Origin of the sequence: Paraburkholderia silvatlantica (assembly GCF_003096715.1) — a bacterium.
Classification (GTDB): domain Bacteria; phylum Pseudomonadota; class Gammaproteobacteria; order Burkholderiales; family Burkholderiaceae; genus Paraburkholderia; species Paraburkholderia silvatlantica.
In genome coordinates this window covers 17,998-36,155 of sequence record NZ_QEOL01000019.1, presented here as the reverse complement: position 1 = coordinate 36,155, position 18,158 = coordinate 17,998, and the positions used below count along the sequence as shown (strand labels likewise).

The 18,158-nt window shown below is 61.5% G+C and carries 19 protein-coding genes and 2 pseudogenes; 8 read left to right on the top strand and 13 right to left on the bottom strand.

What is annotated here, in order from left to right:
* Positions 1-21: 21 nt before the first annotated feature.
* The 4 genes from C7411_RS23395 to C7411_RS23380 form a co-directional block, all read right to left on the bottom strand.
* Positions 22-669, bottom strand: coding sequence for an amino acid ABC transporter permease (locus tag C7411_RS23395; protein WP_110386435.1), 648 nt, complete (start codon positions 667-669; stop codon positions 22-24).
* A 13-nt stretch (positions 670-682) separates the two neighbouring features.
* Positions 683-1,540, bottom strand: coding sequence for a transporter substrate-binding domain-containing protein (locus C7411_RS23390; RefSeq protein WP_110386546.1), 858 nt, complete (start codon positions 1,538-1,540; stop codon positions 683-685).
* Between the two features lie 109 nt (positions 1,541-1,649).
* Complete coding sequence (gene hydA, locus C7411_RS23385; protein WP_110386434.1) at positions 1,650-3,140, bottom strand: dihydropyrimidinase; 1,491 nt, start codon at positions 3,138-3,140, stop codon at positions 1,650-1,652.
* Positions 3,137-3,865, bottom strand: a complete 729-nt coding sequence (locus C7411_RS23380; protein ID WP_110386545.1) for a maleate cis-trans isomerase family protein — start codon at positions 3,863-3,865, stop codon at positions 3,137-3,139. Before C7411_RS23380 ends, hydA begins: the two co-directional genes overlap by 4 nt.
* A gap of 482 nt (positions 3,866-4,347) precedes the next feature.
* On the opposite strand from C7411_RS23380, the gene C7411_RS23375 reads away from it, so the two are divergent.
* The gene (locus C7411_RS23375) at positions 4,348-5,061 is read left to right on the top strand and encodes a GntR family transcriptional regulator (protein ID WP_243413303.1); all 714 of its coding nucleotides are present in this window, start codon (positions 4,348-4,350) and stop codon (positions 5,059-5,061) included.
* Between the two features lie 78 nt (positions 5,062-5,139).
* On the opposite strand, the pseudogene C7411_RS23370 reads toward C7411_RS23375, so the two are convergent.
* Positions 5,140-5,536, bottom strand: a pseudogene (locus C7411_RS23370) (DDE-type integrase/transposase/recombinase); the annotation flags it as partial.
* Positions 5,537-5,684: 148 nt separating this feature from the next.
* Between C7411_RS23370 and C7411_RS23365 the strand changes: the two are divergent.
* The 7 genes and pseudogenes from C7411_RS23365 to C7411_RS38355 form a co-directional block, all read left to right on the top strand.
* Positions 5,685-6,101, top strand: coding sequence for a hypothetical protein (locus tag C7411_RS23365; protein ID WP_181431364.1), 417 nt, complete (start codon positions 5,685-5,687; stop codon positions 6,099-6,101).
* 428 nt (positions 6,102-6,529) lie between these two features.
* Positions 6,530-7,384 carry an ABC transporter ATP-binding protein gene (locus C7411_RS23360; protein WP_110386432.1) on the top strand — a complete coding sequence of 285 codons (855 nt, stop codon included), beginning with the start codon at positions 6,530-6,532 and terminating at the stop codon, positions 7,382-7,384.
* Positions 7,381-8,199 (top strand): ABC transporter permease, encoded by an 819-nt coding sequence (locus tag C7411_RS23355; protein ID WP_110386431.1) that lies wholly within the window; start codon positions 7,381-7,383, stop codon positions 8,197-8,199. The genes C7411_RS23360 and C7411_RS23355 overlap by 4 nt, the downstream gene beginning before the upstream one ends.
* On the top strand, positions 8,196-9,164 hold the full coding sequence (locus C7411_RS23350; RefSeq protein ID WP_110386430.1) for an ABC transporter substrate-binding protein: 969 nt from the start codon (positions 8,196-8,198) through the stop codon (positions 9,162-9,164). Before C7411_RS23355 ends, C7411_RS23350 begins: the two co-directional genes overlap by 4 nt.
* A 61-nt stretch (positions 9,165-9,225) precedes the next feature.
* Positions 9,226-10,551, top strand: a complete 1,326-nt coding sequence (locus C7411_RS23345) for an amidase (protein ID WP_110386429.1) — start codon at positions 9,226-9,228, stop codon at positions 10,549-10,551.
* 35 nt (positions 10,552-10,586) lie between these two features.
* Entirely contained in the window at positions 10,587-11,252 is a 666-nt protein-coding gene (locus tag C7411_RS23340) for a GntR family transcriptional regulator (protein ID WP_110386428.1), read from the top strand.
* A gap of 575 nt (positions 11,253-11,827) precedes the next feature.
* Positions 11,828-11,965, top strand: a pseudogene (locus C7411_RS38355) (IS4 family transposase); the annotation flags it as partial.
* A gap of 162 nt (positions 11,966-12,127) precedes the next feature.
* Here C7411_RS38355 and C7411_RS23325 read toward each other — a convergent pair.
* From C7411_RS23325 to C7411_RS23290, 8 genes are all read right to left on the bottom strand, one after another.
* Complete coding sequence (locus tag C7411_RS23325) at positions 12,128-12,817, bottom strand: cysteine hydrolase family protein (protein WP_110386426.1); 690 nt, start codon at positions 12,815-12,817, stop codon at positions 12,128-12,130.
* Positions 12,814-13,224: a nitrile hydratase accessory protein gene (locus C7411_RS23320; protein ID WP_165822875.1), complete on the bottom strand. Its 411-nt coding sequence runs from the start codon at positions 13,222-13,224 to the stop codon at positions 12,814-12,816. The genes C7411_RS23325 and C7411_RS23320 overlap by 4 nt, the downstream gene beginning before the upstream one ends.
* Before the next feature lie 44 nt (positions 13,225-13,268).
* Entirely contained in the window at positions 13,269-13,859 is a 591-nt protein-coding gene (gene nthA, locus C7411_RS23315; RefSeq protein WP_110386424.1) for a nitrile hydratase subunit alpha, read from the bottom strand.
* Positions 13,856-14,551: a nitrile hydratase subunit beta gene (gene nthB / locus C7411_RS23310; protein ID WP_110386423.1), complete on the bottom strand. Its 696-nt coding sequence runs from the start codon at positions 14,549-14,551 to the stop codon at positions 13,856-13,858. Before nthB ends, nthA begins: the two co-directional genes overlap by 4 nt.
* 9 nt (positions 14,552-14,560) lie before the next feature.
* Positions 14,561-15,319 carry an ABC transporter ATP-binding protein gene (locus C7411_RS23305; RefSeq protein WP_110386422.1) on the bottom strand — a complete coding sequence of 253 codons (759 nt, stop codon included), beginning with the start codon at positions 15,317-15,319 and terminating at the stop codon, positions 14,561-14,563.
* A complete protein-coding gene (locus C7411_RS23300; protein WP_110386421.1) occupies positions 15,320-16,123 on the bottom strand; it encodes an ABC transporter permease in 804 nt (267 codons plus the stop codon).
* Positions 16,124-16,127: 4 nt separating this feature from the next.
* Positions 16,128-17,117: an ABC transporter substrate-binding protein gene (locus tag C7411_RS23295; protein ID WP_110386420.1), complete on the bottom strand. Its 990-nt coding sequence runs from the start codon at positions 17,115-17,117 to the stop codon at positions 16,128-16,130.
* 128 nt (positions 17,118-17,245) lie between these two features.
* Positions 17,246-18,157: a LysR family transcriptional regulator gene (locus C7411_RS23290; RefSeq protein WP_165822874.1), complete on the bottom strand. Its 912-nt coding sequence runs from the start codon at positions 18,155-18,157 to the stop codon at positions 17,246-17,248.
* Between the last annotated feature and the right edge of the window lies 1 nt (position 18,158).

The window sequence follows — 18,158 nt, the reverse complement described above, 5'->3', positions numbered from 1 at the left end:
CGGGAACCCGAGCTCATGAAGTCAGTATTGCGGCAGTCGCCGCTCCAGGTAGCGCGACAGCCACGCCAGCGCCGAGATCAATGCGTAGTAGTAGAGGGCGATCAGCAGGAAAATCTCGAACGGCGAAAAATACGTTGCGATGATTTCCTGACCCGCGTGCGTGAGCTCATACACGGAGATCGCAGACAGCAGCGCCGAACCCTTGATTAGCGAGATCAGCTCATTGGTGAGCGGCGGCAGGATGCGCCGCCACGCTTGCGGAAAGAGCACGTGCAGAACGATCTGGCCATGACGCATGCCGATGGATTGCGCGGCTTCAGTCTGGCCGTGATCGACCGACTGCATGCTGGCGCGCACGATCTCGCAGATGAAGCCGCCCGCGTTCAGACTGAGCGCGATGACGCCTGCCCAGTACTCGTTGAAGTTGATGCCGATGACAGGCAGCGCAAAATAGACGAGAAAGATCTGCACGAGCAGCGGTGTGCCGCGCACGAAATCTACATACGCCAGTACCGCGATGCGAATCGCCCTGAAGCGGCTGAGCGCGCCGAAACCCAGCGCGAAGCCGAGCACAATGCCAATCGCGATGGCCGCGAGGCAAACCTTAAGCGTGGCGAGCAGGCCGACCGCGAGGATCGGCAACGCCATGACGATGATGCTCCAGTCCATGAACGCCGCGCTCTCAGGACAGCACCGGAATCGCATCCGGCAAGTTCATGTCGAAGCCGAACCACTTCTGCTGCAGCGTACGCAACGTGCCGTCTTTCTTGAACTTGCGCAATTGCTGGTCGATAAAGCCGATCAGCGCGGTGTCATCCGTTCGTGCTGCGATCCCCGCCCAATTGTCTGCGCCGATGCCCTTGACGATGGCGTATTTGCCCGGCGCGTTCTTCAGCACAAGCGAAAGCGTCGGCAATGTGTTGAGTACACCGTCCACTTTGCCTTCCGCCAGCGCGATATAGGCGGCCGGATGATCGTCGAAGGTTTTCACTTCCCTGAAACTCGCGCCGCCCGCCGCTTTCAATTGGGCATCGAGTTTGGGTTCGAGTATCTGGCCCGGCGAGCCGAGCTTGAGTCCGAGCACCTTGCCGTTCATGCCGGTCAGGCTGGTGATGCTCTTCAGATCCGCCGCACGAATCAGTAATGCCTGTGAGGCCTCGACGTAAGGCACGGAGAAAGCTACGTGCTTTTCGCGCTCGGCCGTGTAGCTCAGGCTGCTCATCACCAGATCGAACTTCTTCGTATAGAGCGATGGAATCACGCCTGCCCAGACCGTGTCGACGAACTGCGCCTTGACGCCGAGATCGCGGCAAAACGCGTTGGCCAGATCCACGTCGTAGCCGACCATCGCGCCGCTCGTATTGCGATATGTCAGCGGCGGATAGGTCGCTTCGCAGCCTATTCGCAGCACGCCGGCCTTCTTGATCTCGTCAAGCGTGAGCCCGGCGGCGATCGCAAAGCGGGGCAGGCCAATCGACATCAGGGCGGCACCCGCGCCAGCACGCTGGAGGAATTGGCGACGTGAAAATCGTTCGGACATCAGGATCTCCAGAGAAAATCACAATACGTACGTTATAAAGCCAGCATGTCAAGCGGCGCCGAAGGTGCCGAATACACTGCGCGTTCCGCGCGAGCCCGCCACGCCAGTCCTACCCGCGATAGACAGCGGGAAAGGCAAAGCGCGGTAGTACCCGGTGAGTGTCGATACGGGGGTTCAACGGCCGATGCGGTTGCGCCGGTTGCGGCCGCAAGGCCGGCAGGAACTCGCCGCGGCCGCGCGTGCCGCTGGGCTGCACGCCGTCCCACACCACGTCGCCGCGCGACAGCGTCAGCGCGGGCCACGCTTTCATCTGCCAACCCTCGTACGGCGTGTAGTCGACGTTGTGGTGCAACGCATCGTTGGTGAGCGTGAAGGCTCGATCCGTGTCCCAGATCACCAGATCGGCGTCGCCGCCGATTGCGATCGACCCCTTGCGCGGATAGAGACCATAGAGCTTCGCGGCATTGGTTGCGGTCAATGCAACGAATGCGTGAATGTCGATGCGTCCGTTCATCACGCCTTCGGACATCAGCAACGCCATGCGCGTCTCGAGACCCGGTATGCCGTTGGGCACCTGATCGAAGCGCGGGTTTTCGCCGGCCACCTGCTTGCCGTGCGGACCTTCGAAGCGGAACGGCGCGTGGTCGGAGGAGAGCACCTGAAACGTACCGTTCACCAGACCGTCCCACACGGCCTGGCGGTTGCCTTCGTCGCGCGGCGGCGGACTGCAGATACATTGATAGCCGCGAGGGCCATCTTCGAGCATGTCTTCGGTCAGCAGCAGATAGTGCGGACATGTCTCGGCGTAAACGGCGAGGCCATGTCCTTGCGCCCAGCGAATCTGCTCGATCGCTTCGCGGCCGGAGACGTGCACGATCAGCACGGGCGTGTCGACCAGCTGCGCGAGACTGATCGCGCGGTGCGTCGCTTCGCGCTCGGCCAGCATCGGGCGGGACAGCGCATGCCCGATCGGCGCGGTGATGCCTTCCTCCAGCAGCGCTTCGGTAAGCCAGGCAATGCAATCGGCGTTTTCGGCATGAATCATCACCATGGCGCCGTGGACGCGGGCCAATGCGAGCAGTTCGATGATCTGACGGTCGTTCAGTTTGAGCGCGTCATACGTCATGTAGATCTTGAACGACGTATACCCCTCTTCGACCAGTTGCGGCAGCTCCCGTTCGAGGACATGCGCCGTGGGATCGGTGACGATCAGATGGAAGGCGTAGTCGATCACCGCGCGGGTGTCAGCGCGCTGGTGGTAGGTATCGATCGCCTCACGCAGCGTTTTTCCCTTCTGCTGGCACGCGAACGGAATTACCGTGGTGGTGCCGCCGCACGCAGCCGAAACGGTGCCGCTCAGGAAGTCGTCGGCCATCACGCTGTCGTCGCCGGTGTCCTGGTCGAGGTGACAGTGGCTGTCCACGCCGCCTGGCGTGACGAGGCGGCCGCCTGCGTCGATCTCGCTGACGCCCCGGGCCAGTCCGCTGCCCAGCGCGGCGATGCGTCCGTCGCGAACGCCGATGTCGGCAGTGAAACGGTCGGCCGCCGTGGCGATATCCGCGTTGCGGATCACGAGGTCGAAGGCCGCCGCGTCGCTCATGCGACCTCCCGGAACAGGCTGCCCCAGCCGGTGACGCGCCGCGTATCGATGCCGCTCATCCGCAGCGCTTTCCAGACCACCGTCGAGATGGTGTCGTACACCGGAATGCCGAGTTCGGCTTCGAGCTCTTCGGCAAGCGGCGCGCCGCGCAAATTGGTGCAGAAAATCGTTGTCGCGTCCGGTTTGCTCCTTGCGACTTCACGCGCCATCTCACGCAACGTGTCCGCATCGACCTCTGAAAACGAAAAATTATCCTGCTTGTTCAGATGACGTTCACCGACACATTCGAAGCCCGCGCTGCCATACGTCGAGACGATCTTTGCCTGCACGTCGTCGCGATAGGGCGTGATCAGGCCGAAGCGACGCACGCCCGTCATGGCGAAAATCTCGTTGAGCGCGAGCACCGAGGTGCAGGCGGCAATGCCAGTGCGTTCCGTGATGCTGCGGCACAGACGCTCGTCTGCCTCGAACCCGAGCCAGCCCGACGATGTCCCGTTCCAGCCGATTACGTCCAGTTTCGCGTCGGCGAGCAACCCTGCTGCGCCGAGAATTGCCTTGTCGTCGAACTGGGCTAGCGCTTGCTCGGACAACGCGATCTGGGTCACCCGGAAGCGGCCGAAATGCGAGCTGACTTCGGGCAGGGCCGCGAGCATCGCCGACGTGACCGGTTCGAGAACCGTATTGGAAGACGGGGTCAACATACCAATCAGGGTGCGTTGCATCATGATTTCCATTTCAAGGGTGGCTTCTGGAGGCCGGCGCCGGAACGAGTTGCTTTCTGGAGTTACTTAATGCAAACCTTATGCCAACATAAATTGTCATTTTTGTACGCAATAAAAACTGGATTGTATGCAATGAAAGGTGCGCATTCCACCGTGGAGACGGCCGTTTACTGAGCAAGTTTTCTGGAATGAGCGTCCATGAATCGTGGTGTAAGCTGCGATAGACGCGCGCATGAAGATGGTGCGAAGACGCACCAGGATCGAATCATTGGCACCAGATATGGATTGCTGCGCCGGCCGTACAGTTGTCCCCAAAGAGGTTTTCAGGATGTTGGGCTCGACTGGCGCGGATAAGCATTTGAATACAAAAATTGAAGTTTGCTTCTCTAAAGCAGGGTTTCGATGCGAGCACCTTGCCAAATTTTGTGTACAAAAATGCTAGTGATTGCTCTATCATCAACCCATTCCCAGTTGCCAGAAGCCCCTTGAGTCGAGCCTCCTCCATGCCTGCCAGTAAAGCTGCCGCGCCCAAGGCGCCGCTTACAAACGAGGAAATCTATGGCCGTATCCAGAAGGCGGTGCTTGAGCATCGCCTTGCACCCGGTACAAAACTGATTGAGGAGCGGCTTGCGGAAGTCTCGGGCGTGAGCCGGACCAAGATTCGCGAAGTGCTCAACAAGCTCGCGCATGAGGGGCTCATCGAGCTGGTGCCGAATCGGGGAGCCTTTATCGCCAGCCCGAGCGTCCAGCAGGCGCGAGACGTATTTGTCACGCGGAGGATGATCGAGCCGGAAATGGCCAGGCTGTTGAGCCGCACGGCGACGTCGGCGCAAGTGCGTGCGTTACGCAAGCACGTGCGGCAGGAAAGCGACGCACGCAAGCAGAATGACCGGCCCGCCATCATCCGACTGTCAGGCGAGTTTCACGTGCTGATTGCCGAGATGATCGGCAACGAAATCCTCTTGCGGATGATGCGAGAACTCGCGCCGTTGACGTGTCTGGTTATCACGCTTTACGACAAGCCCAATGCCCCGGCGTGCCCGCATCACGAGCACAGTGATCTGATCGATGCAATTGAAGCGCATGAAGAAGAAAAGGCGGCGGCGTGCATGCTGCAACACCTGCAGCATATCGAAGCGACGCTGAACTTCGACGAGGTGAAGGACGCGTCGCTAGATATCGAAGCGATCTTTTCCTGAACCGGCTGCCCACCAGGGCGTGACGGTTGTGGTGAAAACTCGGTGCATGGGCGAGAAATCGCCCACGTTTTGGATACCTCAACGAGCTGAAAGAACCGCCGTCCAGATCGATGGCGAGGTCGTATCTTTGACGAGCACGCTGGTGAGATCGAACTGGCTTTTGCGAATGCAATGCATTAGTTCGATGCCGGAGGGGGTAACGGCGGCGCTGCGGAACTGTTTGAACCCTAGCATCACGTTCACCTGCGATTTGATGTGGCGGTGATCCTGCTCAATCAGGTTGTTCAGGTACTTCGAGGATCGCAATCTCGTTCGCCTGGGCAACGACCCGTCTGTCTTCATCTCGCGGACCGCGCCCCTGAGTCCGGATTGCCTTCGCGAAGAACGCCTTTGCTGCCGCTACGTCGCGCCTGGCGCTGAGGCGAAAATCGATCGTCTTTCCCGCCCGGTCAACGGCGCGGTAGAGATAGGCCCACCGCGAAAGCGAGGGAGAATCCACCGGAGCCTACCGTGCGCGCGCCAGTTCTCGACCCTACGCGTAAGGGCCTGAGGGTGCGATTCCCTCGGGCTACTCGACTGTCGTACTGGTCTCCGCTATCGCATTGGTTGCCTGCGCGGTATTTGTGGCGCCGCGCACGGTTCCCGTCGTCTCGTCAGTCCTGTTTGCCTCTTCGGCAGGCTACACACTGTACCTCGCGGTGAAGATTGACTCAACACCACCGCTGTCGAATCCCGAGGAGGTTGCGTCGCCGGGACTTCCGTCTGGATTCATTCTCGGCGTCACCAACGTCGAGGCATACGCGGTGTTCGGTGCCCTATTTGGTGGGTTCGTGCTGGGTATATCGGAGAAAGGGCAAGGGGACGTATTGATCAAGGCTGCAATCTGCATGGCAGCGGTTGTCGTCCTTGACTTCCTCTGGCTGGCGACGGGGAGCAACCTGCGTCGATTTTTCACGGATCCTGTGTTGAACCGGATAGTGAGCATCAGCCTCGGCGTCCTGATGCCTGTGATGGTGGCGTGGTCGGTATTGAAGTCGTAAGCGCACTGCGGGATTGACATGTGATTCCGAGTCGGTCCACAGCCATTTGTGCATTTGCGAAATGGATTCTTGACGAAGTCGAGGCTTGGCGCCTTGAAACAGCGCCTGACGCTGATCACAAAACCGCTGGTTCTGCGGCGTTTCTGTCGTCGAACTGTCACTTCGCTTCGAACTGACTTTCGTAGGCGACGAGTCGACGACGGACATTGCCACGCTCGTCGTGTATTTCCAGCATGGTGCACCACGGCGCGGCACCGCATGCCCGTCTGGCGCTTTGCACGCGCGTTGGCTCACGCATTCGCACCATCATCGAGCAGGTGATTCCCCGATTGCGCAGGATTTTTTTTTCACTTGCGCCGTGGCATTTTGACTGTGCACTATGTGTCGTGCACAGCACAAACGTACATTACGTACCGGTGAGGATGTCCATGAGTGTCTCAGCCATTGCAACCCCGCATGAGGGGGAAATCGCTTCGACGCACGCGTCGGTTACGGACCGACTGAAGGTCCATCGGCTCAGTCATTCATTTCAGACTGTTGATGGTGTCGACGTGCCGATCTTCGAGCGGCTCGACTTCTGCGTGCGCAGCGGCGAGATCGTCTCGATCGTTGGCCGCAGCGGCGCGGGCAAGAGCACACTGTTTAATCTCGTGTCGGGCCTGATCAAGCCGCAGTCTGGGCAGATCAGCGTGGGCATCCGCGAGGATGGGAACGCCGGGCGTATCGCCTATATGCTGCAAAAGGACCTGCTGATGCCGTGGCGCACGGTGCTGCAAAACGCCGTGCTCGGCATCGAGCTCTATCGCAAGGTCAAGCCCGCCGACTACGAGCGCGCGCGCCAGATGCTCGCGCGTTATGGCCTGGCCACGGTGGCCGACGCGTATCCGCATTCGCTCTCGGGCGGCATGCGCCAGCGCGTGGCGCTCACGCGCACGCTGCTGGTCGATCCCACGCTGGTGCTGCTCGACGAGCCGTTTTCCGCGCTCGACTACGAAACGCGCCTCGCGCTGGAAGACGACGTGATGGCGCTGCGCGAACAGAACGGCACGAGCGTCGTGCTCGTCACGCACGACATCGAGGAAGCGATCGCCATGAGCGACCGCGTGATCCTGCTGGGCGGCCGCCCGGCGCGCATCGAGGATGACATCGACGTCCGCCTCACCACGCACGGGCCGCGCACGGCGGTGTCGGCGCGCGAGGCGCCCGAGTTCCGCACTTTCCACTCGCGCGTCTGGAACGGACTGCGCAGCCATACCATCCAGCACGCGGGAGCCACGGCATGAGCGATATTGCGATCTCCACCAACACGCCCGCACGGCGCCGCGCGAAGCCGCGCCGTGCGGCGCAACTGGGCACCACGGGCGCCGTGGCGCTCATCGTTGTCGCGCTGATCGCGCTCTGGCAAGTTGCGGTGTCAGCGGGCTGGATCAATGGCAAGCTGCTCGGCTCGCCCGCGGGTATCTGGCAGGCCGCGCATCAAGGTCTGGACGGCGGCACGCTGGTGCCCGACACGCTCGTCACGCTCTACGAGACCGTGGTGGGCCTCGTGGTGGGCAGCGGGCTCGGTATCGGCTTGGGCCTGCTGCTCTGGTTCGTGCCGCGCGTCACAGGCGTTGCCGAAGGATTGTCAGTCATTCTGAACAGTATTCCGAAGATCGCACTCGGGCCGCTGATCGTCATCTGGTTCGGTTCGGACATGACGTCGAAAGTGTGGCTGGCGGGCATTTCCACCTTCGCCGTGGCGATGATTTCCTCGTGTGCGGCGGCGCGCGAAGTCGACAAGGATCTGCTCAACCTGTTCCGCTCCTTCAACGCGAAGCCGTCGATGATCTTCACCAGGCTGATTCTGCCCGGCGCACTGCCGTGGGTGTTCTCGACGCTGCGCGTGAACATCGGCTTCGCACTGATCGGTGCGGTGGTGGGCGAATACATTGCCTCGCAGGCGGGACTCGGGCATGAGGTTTTCGTGGCCGGATCGCTGTTCGACCTGAATACGGTGTGGCTCGGCATCATCGTGCTCACGCTGATGGCGACGCTGCTGGGCTGGATCGTTCATTTCACGGAAGCGAAGGTTATTTCATGGAAGTCAGCACGATGAAACGAGTCAGCGCGATTGCATTGGCGGCCGCAGTGACCGGGTTGAGCGTTCAGGTCTCGGCGCAGGCGGCGGAGCCGGTGACGGTATATCAGGCATTCCAGTCGATTCAGTATTTGCCGCTTTACGTGGCGATCGACAAGGGCATCTTCGCGAAGAACGGTCTCGACGTGAAAAAGGTCACCGCTGGCAGCGGCGCGGCGGGAGTGGCGGCGGTGATCGGCGGGCATGCGGACTTTTCACTGCAGGACCCGATGACTGCCGTGCTCGCGAACCTGAAGGGCGCGAACGTGATGGCCGTCGCGAACGTGGTGGCAGGCGTGCCGGTGTGGGTGATCGCGCCACCCGATGCGGGCGTGCATCAGCCCGGCGACATGTCGAGCAAGAGCGTGGCCACGGCGCTGCCGCCTTCGACCAGCACATACTTGCTGCAACGCCTGATCAAGGATCAGAAGATCGAGAAGGTGTCGCTCAACACGGTGCAGATCGGCACCGAGCTTGCGCCCGTGAGTGCGGGGCGCAGTCAGGCTGCGGCCGTCTACGAGCCGCAGGCGGATACGGGCCTCGCACAGGGCTATAAGGTGGTCTACAGTTTCCCGAAGGCCTATCCGGGCGGCTATGCGTTCTCGACCATCGACACGCTGGCCTCGACCATCAAGGACAAGCCGCAGATGGTGGCGGCGTTCGTGAAGTCGATCGGCGAGGCCGAAGCGCTGATTCATCAGTCGCCCGATACGGCAAAGGCGGTCGCGAAAGCGGAGTTTCCCTCACTCGATGCGAAGATCGTCGAAGCGGCGGTGGGCCGCCTGATCGACCAGAATATCTACGCGCCCACACCCGAGATCTCCGCGCAGGCGTTTGGCAACGCGCTGGATCTGCAGGAATCGATCGGCAATATCAAGCCTGGCAGCGTGACCTATGCGAGTGCCGTCGACAATTCGTTTGCTGCGGCCGCCGCGAAGAAGTAAGCGCCGAGTCGCCCGCTATCGCGTCAGCGCGCTGCGCTGGCGCCTCGAATGGAAGGATAGGATGAACGAAGCCCAACCGTCGTTCGTGACGGCGCTGATCGCGCAGCGTGGCAATCACGCTGCGAGCCGCGCGCGGCTTGGCGAAGCCGTGGCGCGCGCCGAGGCGCTCGAAGCATCGTTGCATGCCTTCACACATCGCCCGCATGCCTATGTCGAACCCGACGCGTGTGCGCCACTCGCGGGGTTGCCCGTGGGTGTAAAGGACTTGATCGACACCGTCGACATGCCCACCTCGTACGGTTCGCCGATCTGGAGCGGCCATCGACCGGGGGCCGACGCGCCCATCGTCGTGCAACTGCGCGAACTCGGCGCGCTGGTGTTCGGCAAGACCGTGACGACCGAATTCGCGTGGCGCCAGCCGGGGCCGACCGTGAATCCGTGGCACAAGGACCATACGCCGGGCGGTTCGTCAAGTGGTTCGGCGGCGGCCGTGGGCGCGGGTATCGTGCCGCTCGCGCTCGGCACGCAGACGGTGGGATCGGTGATCCGGCCGGCCGCGTACTGCGGCGTCGTGGGTTACAAACCGAGCTACGGGACGATCTCGCGCGAGGGCGTGCATGCGCTCGCGGCGTCGCTCGATCACATTGGCTTCTTCGCGCGCGACGTCGAAGTGGCGGCGCTCGCGCACGCGCTCTTCGTGACTCGGCGCGTGGAAGTGATCGATAGCGCCGAAGCGTGGCGCGCGTGGTTCGCGCCGCTGGCCGCGCCGCCGCGTCTGGGCGTCGTGCGCACGCCGTTCGACGACCGCTTGCAGGACATACAGAAAGTGAATTTCGACGCCGCGCTCGCGCAGTTGCGCGCAGCGGGCGCGGAGGTCGTCGAGGTCGAATTCCACGCGGATCTCGAGCAGATCGTCGACGCGTTGCAGGTGATTTTGCGCGTGGAAGCCTGGCACGCGGTTGGGCCCGAGGCGCGCGCGCATCGCGACCAGTTGAGCGAGCCTATGCGCGCGCTCGTGGACGAAGGCGCGGCGATGCCCGAGGCGCACTATCGGGCGGCGCTCGCGTTGCAGGCGCAGTGGCGCGCGCGCTCGGCGGAACTGCTCGCGGGCTGCGATGCGCTCGTGAGCGTGCCGGCCACCGGCGTTGCGCCGCGAGGGCTCGACGACACGGGCGATCCTACGTTCTGCGCGCCGTGGAGCCTGCTCGGCATGCCCGCCGTCACGGTGCCTTCGGGCTGGACCGAAATCGGTTTGCCGCTCGGTTTTCAGACCATCGGCGCGTTCGGCGAAGATCTCGCGACGCTGCGCGTAGCGGCGTGGATCGAGCGCGTGATCGGTGCGCGGCGCGAGTTCGTGCTTGCCATGAACACGGAAGCCGTCGCGTAGCGCGAGCGCTGCCGGGTAGCGACCAGGGAGACAGCATGGGCAAGCCGTATCGCACGATTCAGGAGTACGTACTCGGCACGCTGCGCGCCGAGATCTTGCAAGGCATCTACACGGCGGGCACGCGCCTGCGCCAGGAGGAGGTAGCCAGGCGCCTGGGCGTGAGTACGACACCAGTGCGCGAGGCGTTCCGCGACCTGCGCGCCGAAGGGCTCGTGGCGATCGATCCGAACAAGGGCGTGGAAGTGCGCGGACTCACCGCCGACGACGTGAGCGAGATCTACGAGTTGCGGATGATGCTGGAACCGGTGCTCGCTGCGCGAGCGTGTCTGCGCGTGAGTACCGCGCAACTCGACGCGGCGCAGGCGAGCCACGACGCCATGAGCGGCGCCGCACCGAGTCCCGAACAATGGGCCTTGCTGAACGAGGAATTCCATCAGCATATGATGCAGTGCGAGGCGCACACACGGCTGTTCGAAGTGGTACGCGGGCTTTCGCTGCTCGCGCGTCCGTACGTGGCGCTGTCTATGTACGTGCAGCCGGATATCATGGCGAGCAACAACGACGAGCATGCGCAACTGCTCAGGGCCTGGCGCACGCGCGCCGCTGCCACCGTGCACGAGCAGACGCGCGTACATCTGCTCAACACGCGCAATGCGATCGTGGCCTGCGTCGACCGATCGGCGTGCGCGCTGGCCGCCTGATGCACTCCTTTCGGGACCGTTGGGATGTTGCGACCGGAATTTTGCGATTTATAATCAACCACTCTTACCGTGTTTTTCTTTTGGCGTCAACACGGCTCCAGTTGCGGACTGTCCTTCTTTGCTGCACATGCAGTCAGTACGCAGGCCCAGCCCCGTCTGCGCAGATTCAACATTCAGCAAGTTCCGGCTATCTGCGGAAGCTGTGACAGCAGGGAGCGCCGGTTCTATGCATTTTCTGCAGTACTGCCATCCGTTTCAGTGCAAGTCGAATGCTATGTCATTATGGAACTTTGCAATGATTGCGCCAGCCTCAATGGCTGTTCCGCTGACCGGTCCTGTACCAGTGGAATGACATTGATCGGCATCGGTGAGTGCGAAGGTACGTTGGCAATCGAACACTACCGTTGTCGCCATTGCGGCGTGGTCATGCATCGGCAGTTCGTTGGCAATCCGCCTGAGCGGATCTGGACTGCAATTTATCGTTTCACTTGAAGTCCTTGTCCAGCCTTCGGTTGTGAGGACGTCTGCTTCGGTCCCGCCCTACGGCGACATTTGCCGGCTTGCCCGACGCGGCCATGGTCGTATCGTGGGGTATCGCACGGCTCATGCGTCTGGGCAGGACATGTCCAGAGTTGGCCGCGTCACTGGGCGGGTTTCTGCGGCGCAAGAGCGATGGCGAACCGGGCGCGAAGACGCTGTGGATTGACATGTAACGGATCATGGCGATTACGATTACACAATGCTTCGATGCGCTCGAACAAGCCGGCTATCGGTTCCCAATGCGAGTGATCGAGGCTGGCATGGATCCGTTCGTTTTTCAGGGTGTTCGGGAACCCTCCGCCGGCGGGTTGCCTCTGACCTGATCAACACGAAGGCTAGCTTTGTGCCAAAGTATTTACGCTTGCGACGAAGTCCACTGTGGACGCGATCGTTGCAATATACCCGCCCTCGATCTGTAGCAGACGTATGGCCATTTCGTGCTCGAGCGGGTCAGGCTCCGCGCAGCAGTCCGAGATCACGAGGACGTTTAATCCGCGATCGCTAGCCTCGCGCGCCGTCGACGTGACGCATACGCCTGTCGTCACTCCAACCAGGACCAGATTCTGTATCCCTGATGTCGCGAGCACATGATGCAGGTCGGTGCCGTAGAACGCGCCGGTGCCGGGCTTGTCTATGACGATTTCCCCGGGACGTGGTTCTAGCTCGGGAATAAACTCCCAGCCCGATTCTCCACGAACAAGGAGGCGACCAAGCGGGCCGCGACTGCCGATTTCCGCGCCGGCACGAGCGGTCTTCAAGCGTTTGTTCTCAGGCAGGTCGGAAAGGTCTGGCCGGTGCCCTTCGCGCGTGTGGATAATCGTGAGACCGGCGGCAGCGGCGCAATCGCGCACCTGCTGGATACGTGGCACGATTGCCATAGTGGCGGTGACATCGCCGCCGCGCGTGCCCATGTAACCGAGCGGATCGCAGAAGTCGCGCTGCATATCGATAACGACTAGCGCCGTCAACTGGGGATCGAGAGACCCGGTTATCGGGAAATTGTAAGGCGTTGCTCGCACGATCATTGACCTATCTCCCGGAAGATCGGGCTCGGAGTGTTCTGAACCGGGTCATCATCGGGTGCGTGATGGTGCGGGTGCGGATGCGCGGCACGTGCATCGCGAATGGCCTGTTCGGCGGCGAGCAACGAGGGTTCGTGCACCAGCCCCCGAAGCGAGAGTACGCGTTTCAATGCATTTACCCAGCGCGAGTAGTACACGTCTTCTGCCTCTACGGGGCCGACCCGTTGTTCGAAGTCGGCGATCTCCACGATTAGCGCCTGCTGGAACTCGTTTAGCGAAAAGAGCCCGCACTGCGCAGCCGTAAGCACGATGCCGAACGCCCGGGCGGACCAGGGGGTCGGAAACGCGAGACCGTCGAGCCGAAGCGGGTCCGTGAGCGAATTGTATGCAGCGGTGTCTACGAGGTTCATCGGGAGTGTCCTTGGTGGTGTTGGCAGCGGCGCTAGCGGGCGCGTCATGAGAGGACCCTGGCTACGCCGATCATGGCGTCGCGCGTGACCAGCGCAGCGAGCGAGTCTTCGTCGAGTGATTCGGTGCCGGGCGGGCGGCACGGCAGCACGAGATAGCGTATTTCCGAAACCGAGTCCCACACGCGAATCTCCACATCGGCGGCCAGCGTCAGCCCCATTTCTGCGAGCAGGCGGCGCGGCTCCCTGACCATTCTCGAACGGTAGGCGCTCGATTTGTACCACGCCGGTGGCAGGCCGAGGATCGGCCACGGATAGCACGAGCACAGCGTACATACGACAACGTTGTGAATGAAAGACGTATTTTCGACCACGTGCAGCTTCTCGGTTTCGGGGCCGCCAATGCCAAGTTCCGCGCAGGCGGCGAGACCGTCAGCGAGCAGTCTGGCCTTGTACGCCGGGTCGGTCCAGGCCTTTGCGACTACGCGCGCTCCGTTCCTGGGGCCCACGGTTTGCTCGTAGTGCCGAACGATTTCGTCGACGCGCGTGGACTGAAGTACGCCGAGCTCGTTGAGCAGGCTTTCGATGGCTTCGGTGCGGACAGCTTGCCAGGGCTTATCCGTCGGTCGATGCGTCATGGCGTTTCTCCTTGGTCGGGTTCCAGGTGATCCTCGCTCAGATCAATATGGACGGATGCGTCGGCCTCTGCCTGCACGCCCCAGAGTTCACGCGCGTCGAAGCGGACGTTGTAGACTGCTTGGAGGTTCTCGCCGCGGTGATGTGCACGCGTGTCGGGAAACACCCACGCTTCGCCGTTCACGATCGAGATCGTTCCGCGTTTGCCGCGTGCATACGCGGTTACGCGCGTATGGCCCTCAGGATGGATGTTGCGTACACGTACGCGGTCTCCGACCTGATAGCGGGGACTGACCGTGGCCTCTTTGCGCCACGCGCCCCAGCGTATCCGTGCTGCCGGCTGCAATGGCCAGTTGCGCGACCGGGCGGGAAGTGGAGTTGGAAAGCAGGCGTCATGGAGATACTCGGCCACGCGCAACTCGATCTCCTCGGGCGCGACGATGTTCTTGCGGGTCAGCAGGCGCTCCATTGCGAAGAGCCAGCGGCCGTAGTACCCGACTGTGAGATAAGCGGCGGCGTCCATCAATTCGATTTCGTGCCGGTGTTCGTCGAGGTTCCAGATTCCCTTTGTATCGAGCACCTGGGTCATGCAAAACACACGGCTTTCCCAGCGCGCGTGAAAAACCGGCTCGTCCTGCTCCGGGTCCACTTTGCCGAAGCCGTGCAGGCCCCCCATGTCGTGAATGCCGTTCATCGTCGTCTCTCAGTCGATCAAGGCTTCGAGCAGCTTTTGCAGATCGAGGAAGTCTGCCGAATAGCGATCCTTCATTTCCGGCGCGCTCGTGTCCGCATCGAACAGGACGCGGGCTGGGCGTCCTCCCAGCACAATTACGCGGTGACCGATCAGGATCGCTTCCTCGATGCTATGTGTGACCATCACCATGGTCTTGTGCGAGCGCTCCCACAAGGCACGCATCAATACATGCATCCGTCGACGAAGGCCAATGTCTAGCGCACTGAATGGTTCGTCGAGTAGCAGCACTTTCGGGTCGGCGACGAGCGCGCGCGCGATCGCCGCGCGTTGCCGCATCCCACCCGATAGTTGGTGCGGATACACGCGTGCCGCCTCCGCGAGCCCGACGTTTTCGAGCATCCTGTCCACGGCGAAGCCTCTACCCTCTGGCGGCGAGGGCCGGAACTTGAGTCCAAAGGCGACGTTTTGCCGCACGGTCAACCACGGGAACAGGTTGTTGTCCTGGAAGATCATGACAATGTCGGACGTGGGGCCATTGATATAGCGGCCGCGGAAAAGCACCCCGCCGTCCTTTGCAGACTGCACGAACCCGCCTAGCGCCTTGAGCAACGTCGTCTTGCCGCAACCAGACTTGCCCAGGATGCATGTGATTTCGCCCTCACGGAGATCGAGGCTGAGGCACTCGATCGGAAATGGCTTGGCGCCTTGATACGGCACCGTCAACTGTTCGACACGGAATGCGTGTGCGTTGCGTGCGAGCGCCGTCATTCAGAGTCTCCACCAGAGGATGCGGTGGGCGATGAGGCCGAGTAGCCTGTCTACCACGAAGCCTGACAAACCAATTACCACCATCCCGAACATGATGAGGTCGTTGTTGAACAGGTTGCGCCCCATCATGATGATCGCTCCGAGGCCATCGCGCAGCCCTACCATTTCGGCCACAAGGACGGCCATCCAGGCAGCGATAAAATTTGTTCGCAGCAGTGTAAATACGCCGGGCAGGATTGCCGGGAGGATGACCCACAGCCAGCGCTGCATCGCGTTCGCACCGAGGTTGCCCGAGACCGTGAGAAATTCCGGAGGTACGCGCTCGATTTCGGCAAGTGTGGCGAGTGTGAGTATGAAATAGACGCCCATGAATACAATAAATACTGCGGTCGTGTTGCCGATGCCGAATACGACGATCGCGGTAGGAATCCACGCAATCGGAGCGATTGGTGCGAGCAGGCGAAGGATTGGTCCGAGGCTCCAGGTGGCGAAACGCGAAAGGCTGAGCAACGCCCCCGTCAGGATCGCGGCAATGAACGCGAGCGCCATTCCGGCAAAGACACGCGCGAATGTTGAGGCTACCGACGCGTACACTGACTCGGCTTGCGAGCCGAGTCCGATACGAAAGCCGCTCTGTGCAATTGTGGCGAGGAACTGGCTCGGCGGCGGCAGGATGGACGCGAGTGCGGAATTGGTGTCATGGCCTGCCCATTCCCACAGCGCCAGTACGGAGCCGATCGAGAGCAAGCCCGTTGCAGCCGGTAACCATCGGGGCTGCGTCGGGCGGTTGTCGTCGCGCTTCATCGTGTCATTTTCCGATCGACTCGATCATGTCAAGCCGGAAGATGTCTTTCGCGCTGACGTTGCCCTTGATGTAACCGAGCTTCGTCAGATCCGTAACTACGCTCTGGACTGCGTTGACGTCGGGCACGAACGAGATGGGTTCAGGCGCTGACTTGAACGACGCGAGCAGAACTGTTGGCGCCACCCTGAAATAGCTGCCTTTCTGCAGGAGTTGTACTGCCTTTTCGGGCGAGCGATTGATGAGATCGCCGCCGCAGACGAGACCTTTCAGGAATGCGTGAACTACCTGCGGGCGTCCGGTAAGTGTGCTGTCGAGCACGCTCACAACCGTATTTGGCGTATGAGGGGTCCATGCCTGCGCGTTGTTTGTCAATACGGTTGCCCCTTTCGTGGCCACCATCTCGGTGGTGTAGGGCTTGATATGACTCAGGATATCGACCTGACCCGACCGGAACGCCTCAACCATCGCGAGCAGATCATTGAAGTAGACGAAATCGACGCTGTTGCTATCGATGCCGTAGCGCGCGAATTCCCTCGTGAGGATCAGTTCCAGAGTGTCGCCCTGCAGTGTCGCAATCTTCAGTTTCGGCTTGCCGGCCTTGATGTAAGCCTGCAAGTCGGAAAATGATTTGAAGCCCAGCCGGTGGCTTGCAATTACCTCCATCACTCCCCATCCACCAGCTGCCGAGATCACACGGATCGGCACGCCGCTGTTTGCCGCAAAAAAAGGCAATGTGAATGGATTGATGCTGAAATCGATTTTGCCACCCGCAAGCGCGGCATTGTTGTCGCCGGGATTTGCGAAGAATACAGTGTCGACCGCGAGGCCGTTCTGTGCGAAGCACCCGCTCTCTTTCGCGACGAACAGCGGAGCCATGTCGAGCGCCACGAGATGGCCGACCTTGACATGGGTAAGCGCGGGCTCGGCTTGCACGCGGCTGGTGGCGCCGAACAGCAACGTAAGGGACAGCAGGATGGAATTGAGTTTCCACATCGGAGTTCCTTTGTTATGTGCCCGTGAGAATGGACGAGTGGTGGATGACGGAGCTGATCGTAGCGAGCGAAAATTGACCGATAAATAGTGTAGTTTCAATGTTCGTATCGGCATTTGCGATATGGAAGTCAGTTCGCAACCCTGAGTTTCGCCGAAGGTGTCTGGCTGTCGTATGTTGGTTCGACGCAGTTCAGGAAGGCCTGGAGGGTGCGCTGCCGGATTTCGGTCACGCGCGTAACAAGAGAGAACTCTGAGTGGCGGAGAAAGTGGCAGGGGAGCAGTTCAACGAGTTCTCCACAGTCGATCCAGGTACGTGAGTAATGGCGCGGCAGGAAACCGATATACCCGCCAGTGAGGATGAGATGCACTGCTGCCTCAACGTTCGTTACGACCGCGTCGGACGAGGGCGCTTGCGACTCGGGCTGGGCGAATTCGAGCGAGCCGAGAAAGCCGCGCATGACCTTGCGGGTGGCCGGGAGCGCCGCGCGCAGCGCACCGGGCTCGCGTATTGAGGCAAGCGGATGGCCGCGTGCGCAGACGAGGCTGTCGGTCTCTCGGTACAGAGGCCGATATTCCAGTTCAGGCAGCCGCCCGTAGAAGATGCCGATGGCGACGTCCAGGCTGCGGTCAAGCAGGCGGCGCTCCATGTCCTGCGGTGCCAGTACCTCAAGCGCGAGCCTGACGCGGTTGCCCGGCAGCCCGACAAAGCGCGCGAACAGTTCGCGTAGCGGCGACGCGGGATCGGTCACGACGTTGTCAAGGAACGCAACGCGCAGCACGCCGTCGAACTCGCCGCGTAACGCGTCCGCGTGAGTCTGGAACGTATTGATTGCCGTGAACAGTTCGACGACGTGCCGGTAGCAGGCTTCGCCTTCTTCTGTGAGGCTGAAGCCACCCCGACCGCGATGGCACAACGTGACGCCAAGTCGTGTTTCCAGTTGCGCCATTTGCGTGCTGATCGTCGACTGGCTCACGTTCAGGATGACCTGGGCGTTCGAGAAGCCTCCCGCTTCCACTACCGCCTGGAACACCCGTAACATT

Excerpts from the sequence above, each read along its gene's own strand:
- nthA (WP_110386424.1), bottom strand. The coding sequence starts at position 13,859 with ATGACGCATCGACCGACGGATAAGCCCTGGCAAGCTGTCCGCACCGAA.
- C7411_RS23340 (WP_110386428.1), top strand. The coding sequence starts at position 10,587 with ATGGGCAAGCCGTATCGCACGATTCAGGAGTACGTACTCGGCACGCTG.
- C7411_RS23395 (WP_110386435.1), bottom strand. The coding sequence starts at position 669 with ATGGACTGGAGCATCATCGTCATGGCGTTGCCGATCCTCGCGGTCGGC.
- C7411_RS23380 (WP_110386545.1), bottom strand. The coding sequence starts at position 3,865 with ATGATGCAACGCACCCTGATTGGTATGTTGACCCCGTCTTCCAATACG.
- C7411_RS23300 (WP_110386421.1), bottom strand. The coding sequence starts at position 16,123 with ATGAAGCGCGACGACAACCGCCCGACGCAGCCCCGATGGTTACCGGCT.
- C7411_RS23390 (WP_110386546.1), bottom strand. The coding sequence starts at position 1,540 with ATGTCCGAACGATTTTCACGTCGCCAATTCCTCCAGCGTGCTGGCGCG.
- C7411_RS23355 (WP_110386431.1), top strand. The coding sequence starts at position 7,381 with ATGAGCGATATTGCGATCTCCACCAACACGCCCGCACGGCGCCGCGCG.
- C7411_RS23320 (WP_165822875.1), bottom strand. The coding sequence starts at position 13,224 with ATGAACCTCGTAGACACCGCTGCATACAATTCGCTCACGGACCCGCTT.
- C7411_RS23290 (WP_165822874.1), bottom strand. The coding sequence starts at position 18,157 with ATGTTACGGGTGTTCCAGGCGGTAGTGGAAGCGGGAGGCTTCTCGAAC.
- C7411_RS23305 (WP_110386422.1), bottom strand. The coding sequence starts at position 15,319 with ATGACGGCGCTCGCACGCAACGCACACGCATTCCGTGTCGAACAGTTG.
- C7411_RS23350 (WP_110386430.1), top strand. The coding sequence starts at position 8,196 with ATGAAACGAGTCAGCGCGATTGCATTGGCGGCCGCAGTGACCGGGTTG.
- C7411_RS23325 (WP_110386426.1), bottom strand. The coding sequence starts at position 12,817 with ATGATCGTGCGAGCAACGCCTTACAATTTCCCGATAACCGGGTCTCTC.
- nthB (WP_110386423.1), bottom strand. The coding sequence starts at position 14,551 with ATGAACGGCATTCACGACATGGGGGGCCTGCACGGCTTCGGCAAAGTG.
- C7411_RS23295 (WP_110386420.1), bottom strand. The coding sequence starts at position 17,117 with ATGTGGAAACTCAATTCCATCCTGCTGTCCCTTACGTTGCTGTTCGGC.
- hydA (WP_110386434.1), bottom strand. The coding sequence starts at position 3,140 with ATGAGCGACGCGGCGGCCTTCGACCTCGTGATCCGCAACGCGGATATC.
- C7411_RS23345 (WP_110386429.1), top strand. The coding sequence starts at position 9,226 with ATGAACGAAGCCCAACCGTCGTTCGTGACGGCGCTGATCGCGCAGCGT.
- C7411_RS23360 (WP_110386432.1), top strand. The coding sequence starts at position 6,530 with ATGAGTGTCTCAGCCATTGCAACCCCGCATGAGGGGGAAATCGCTTCG.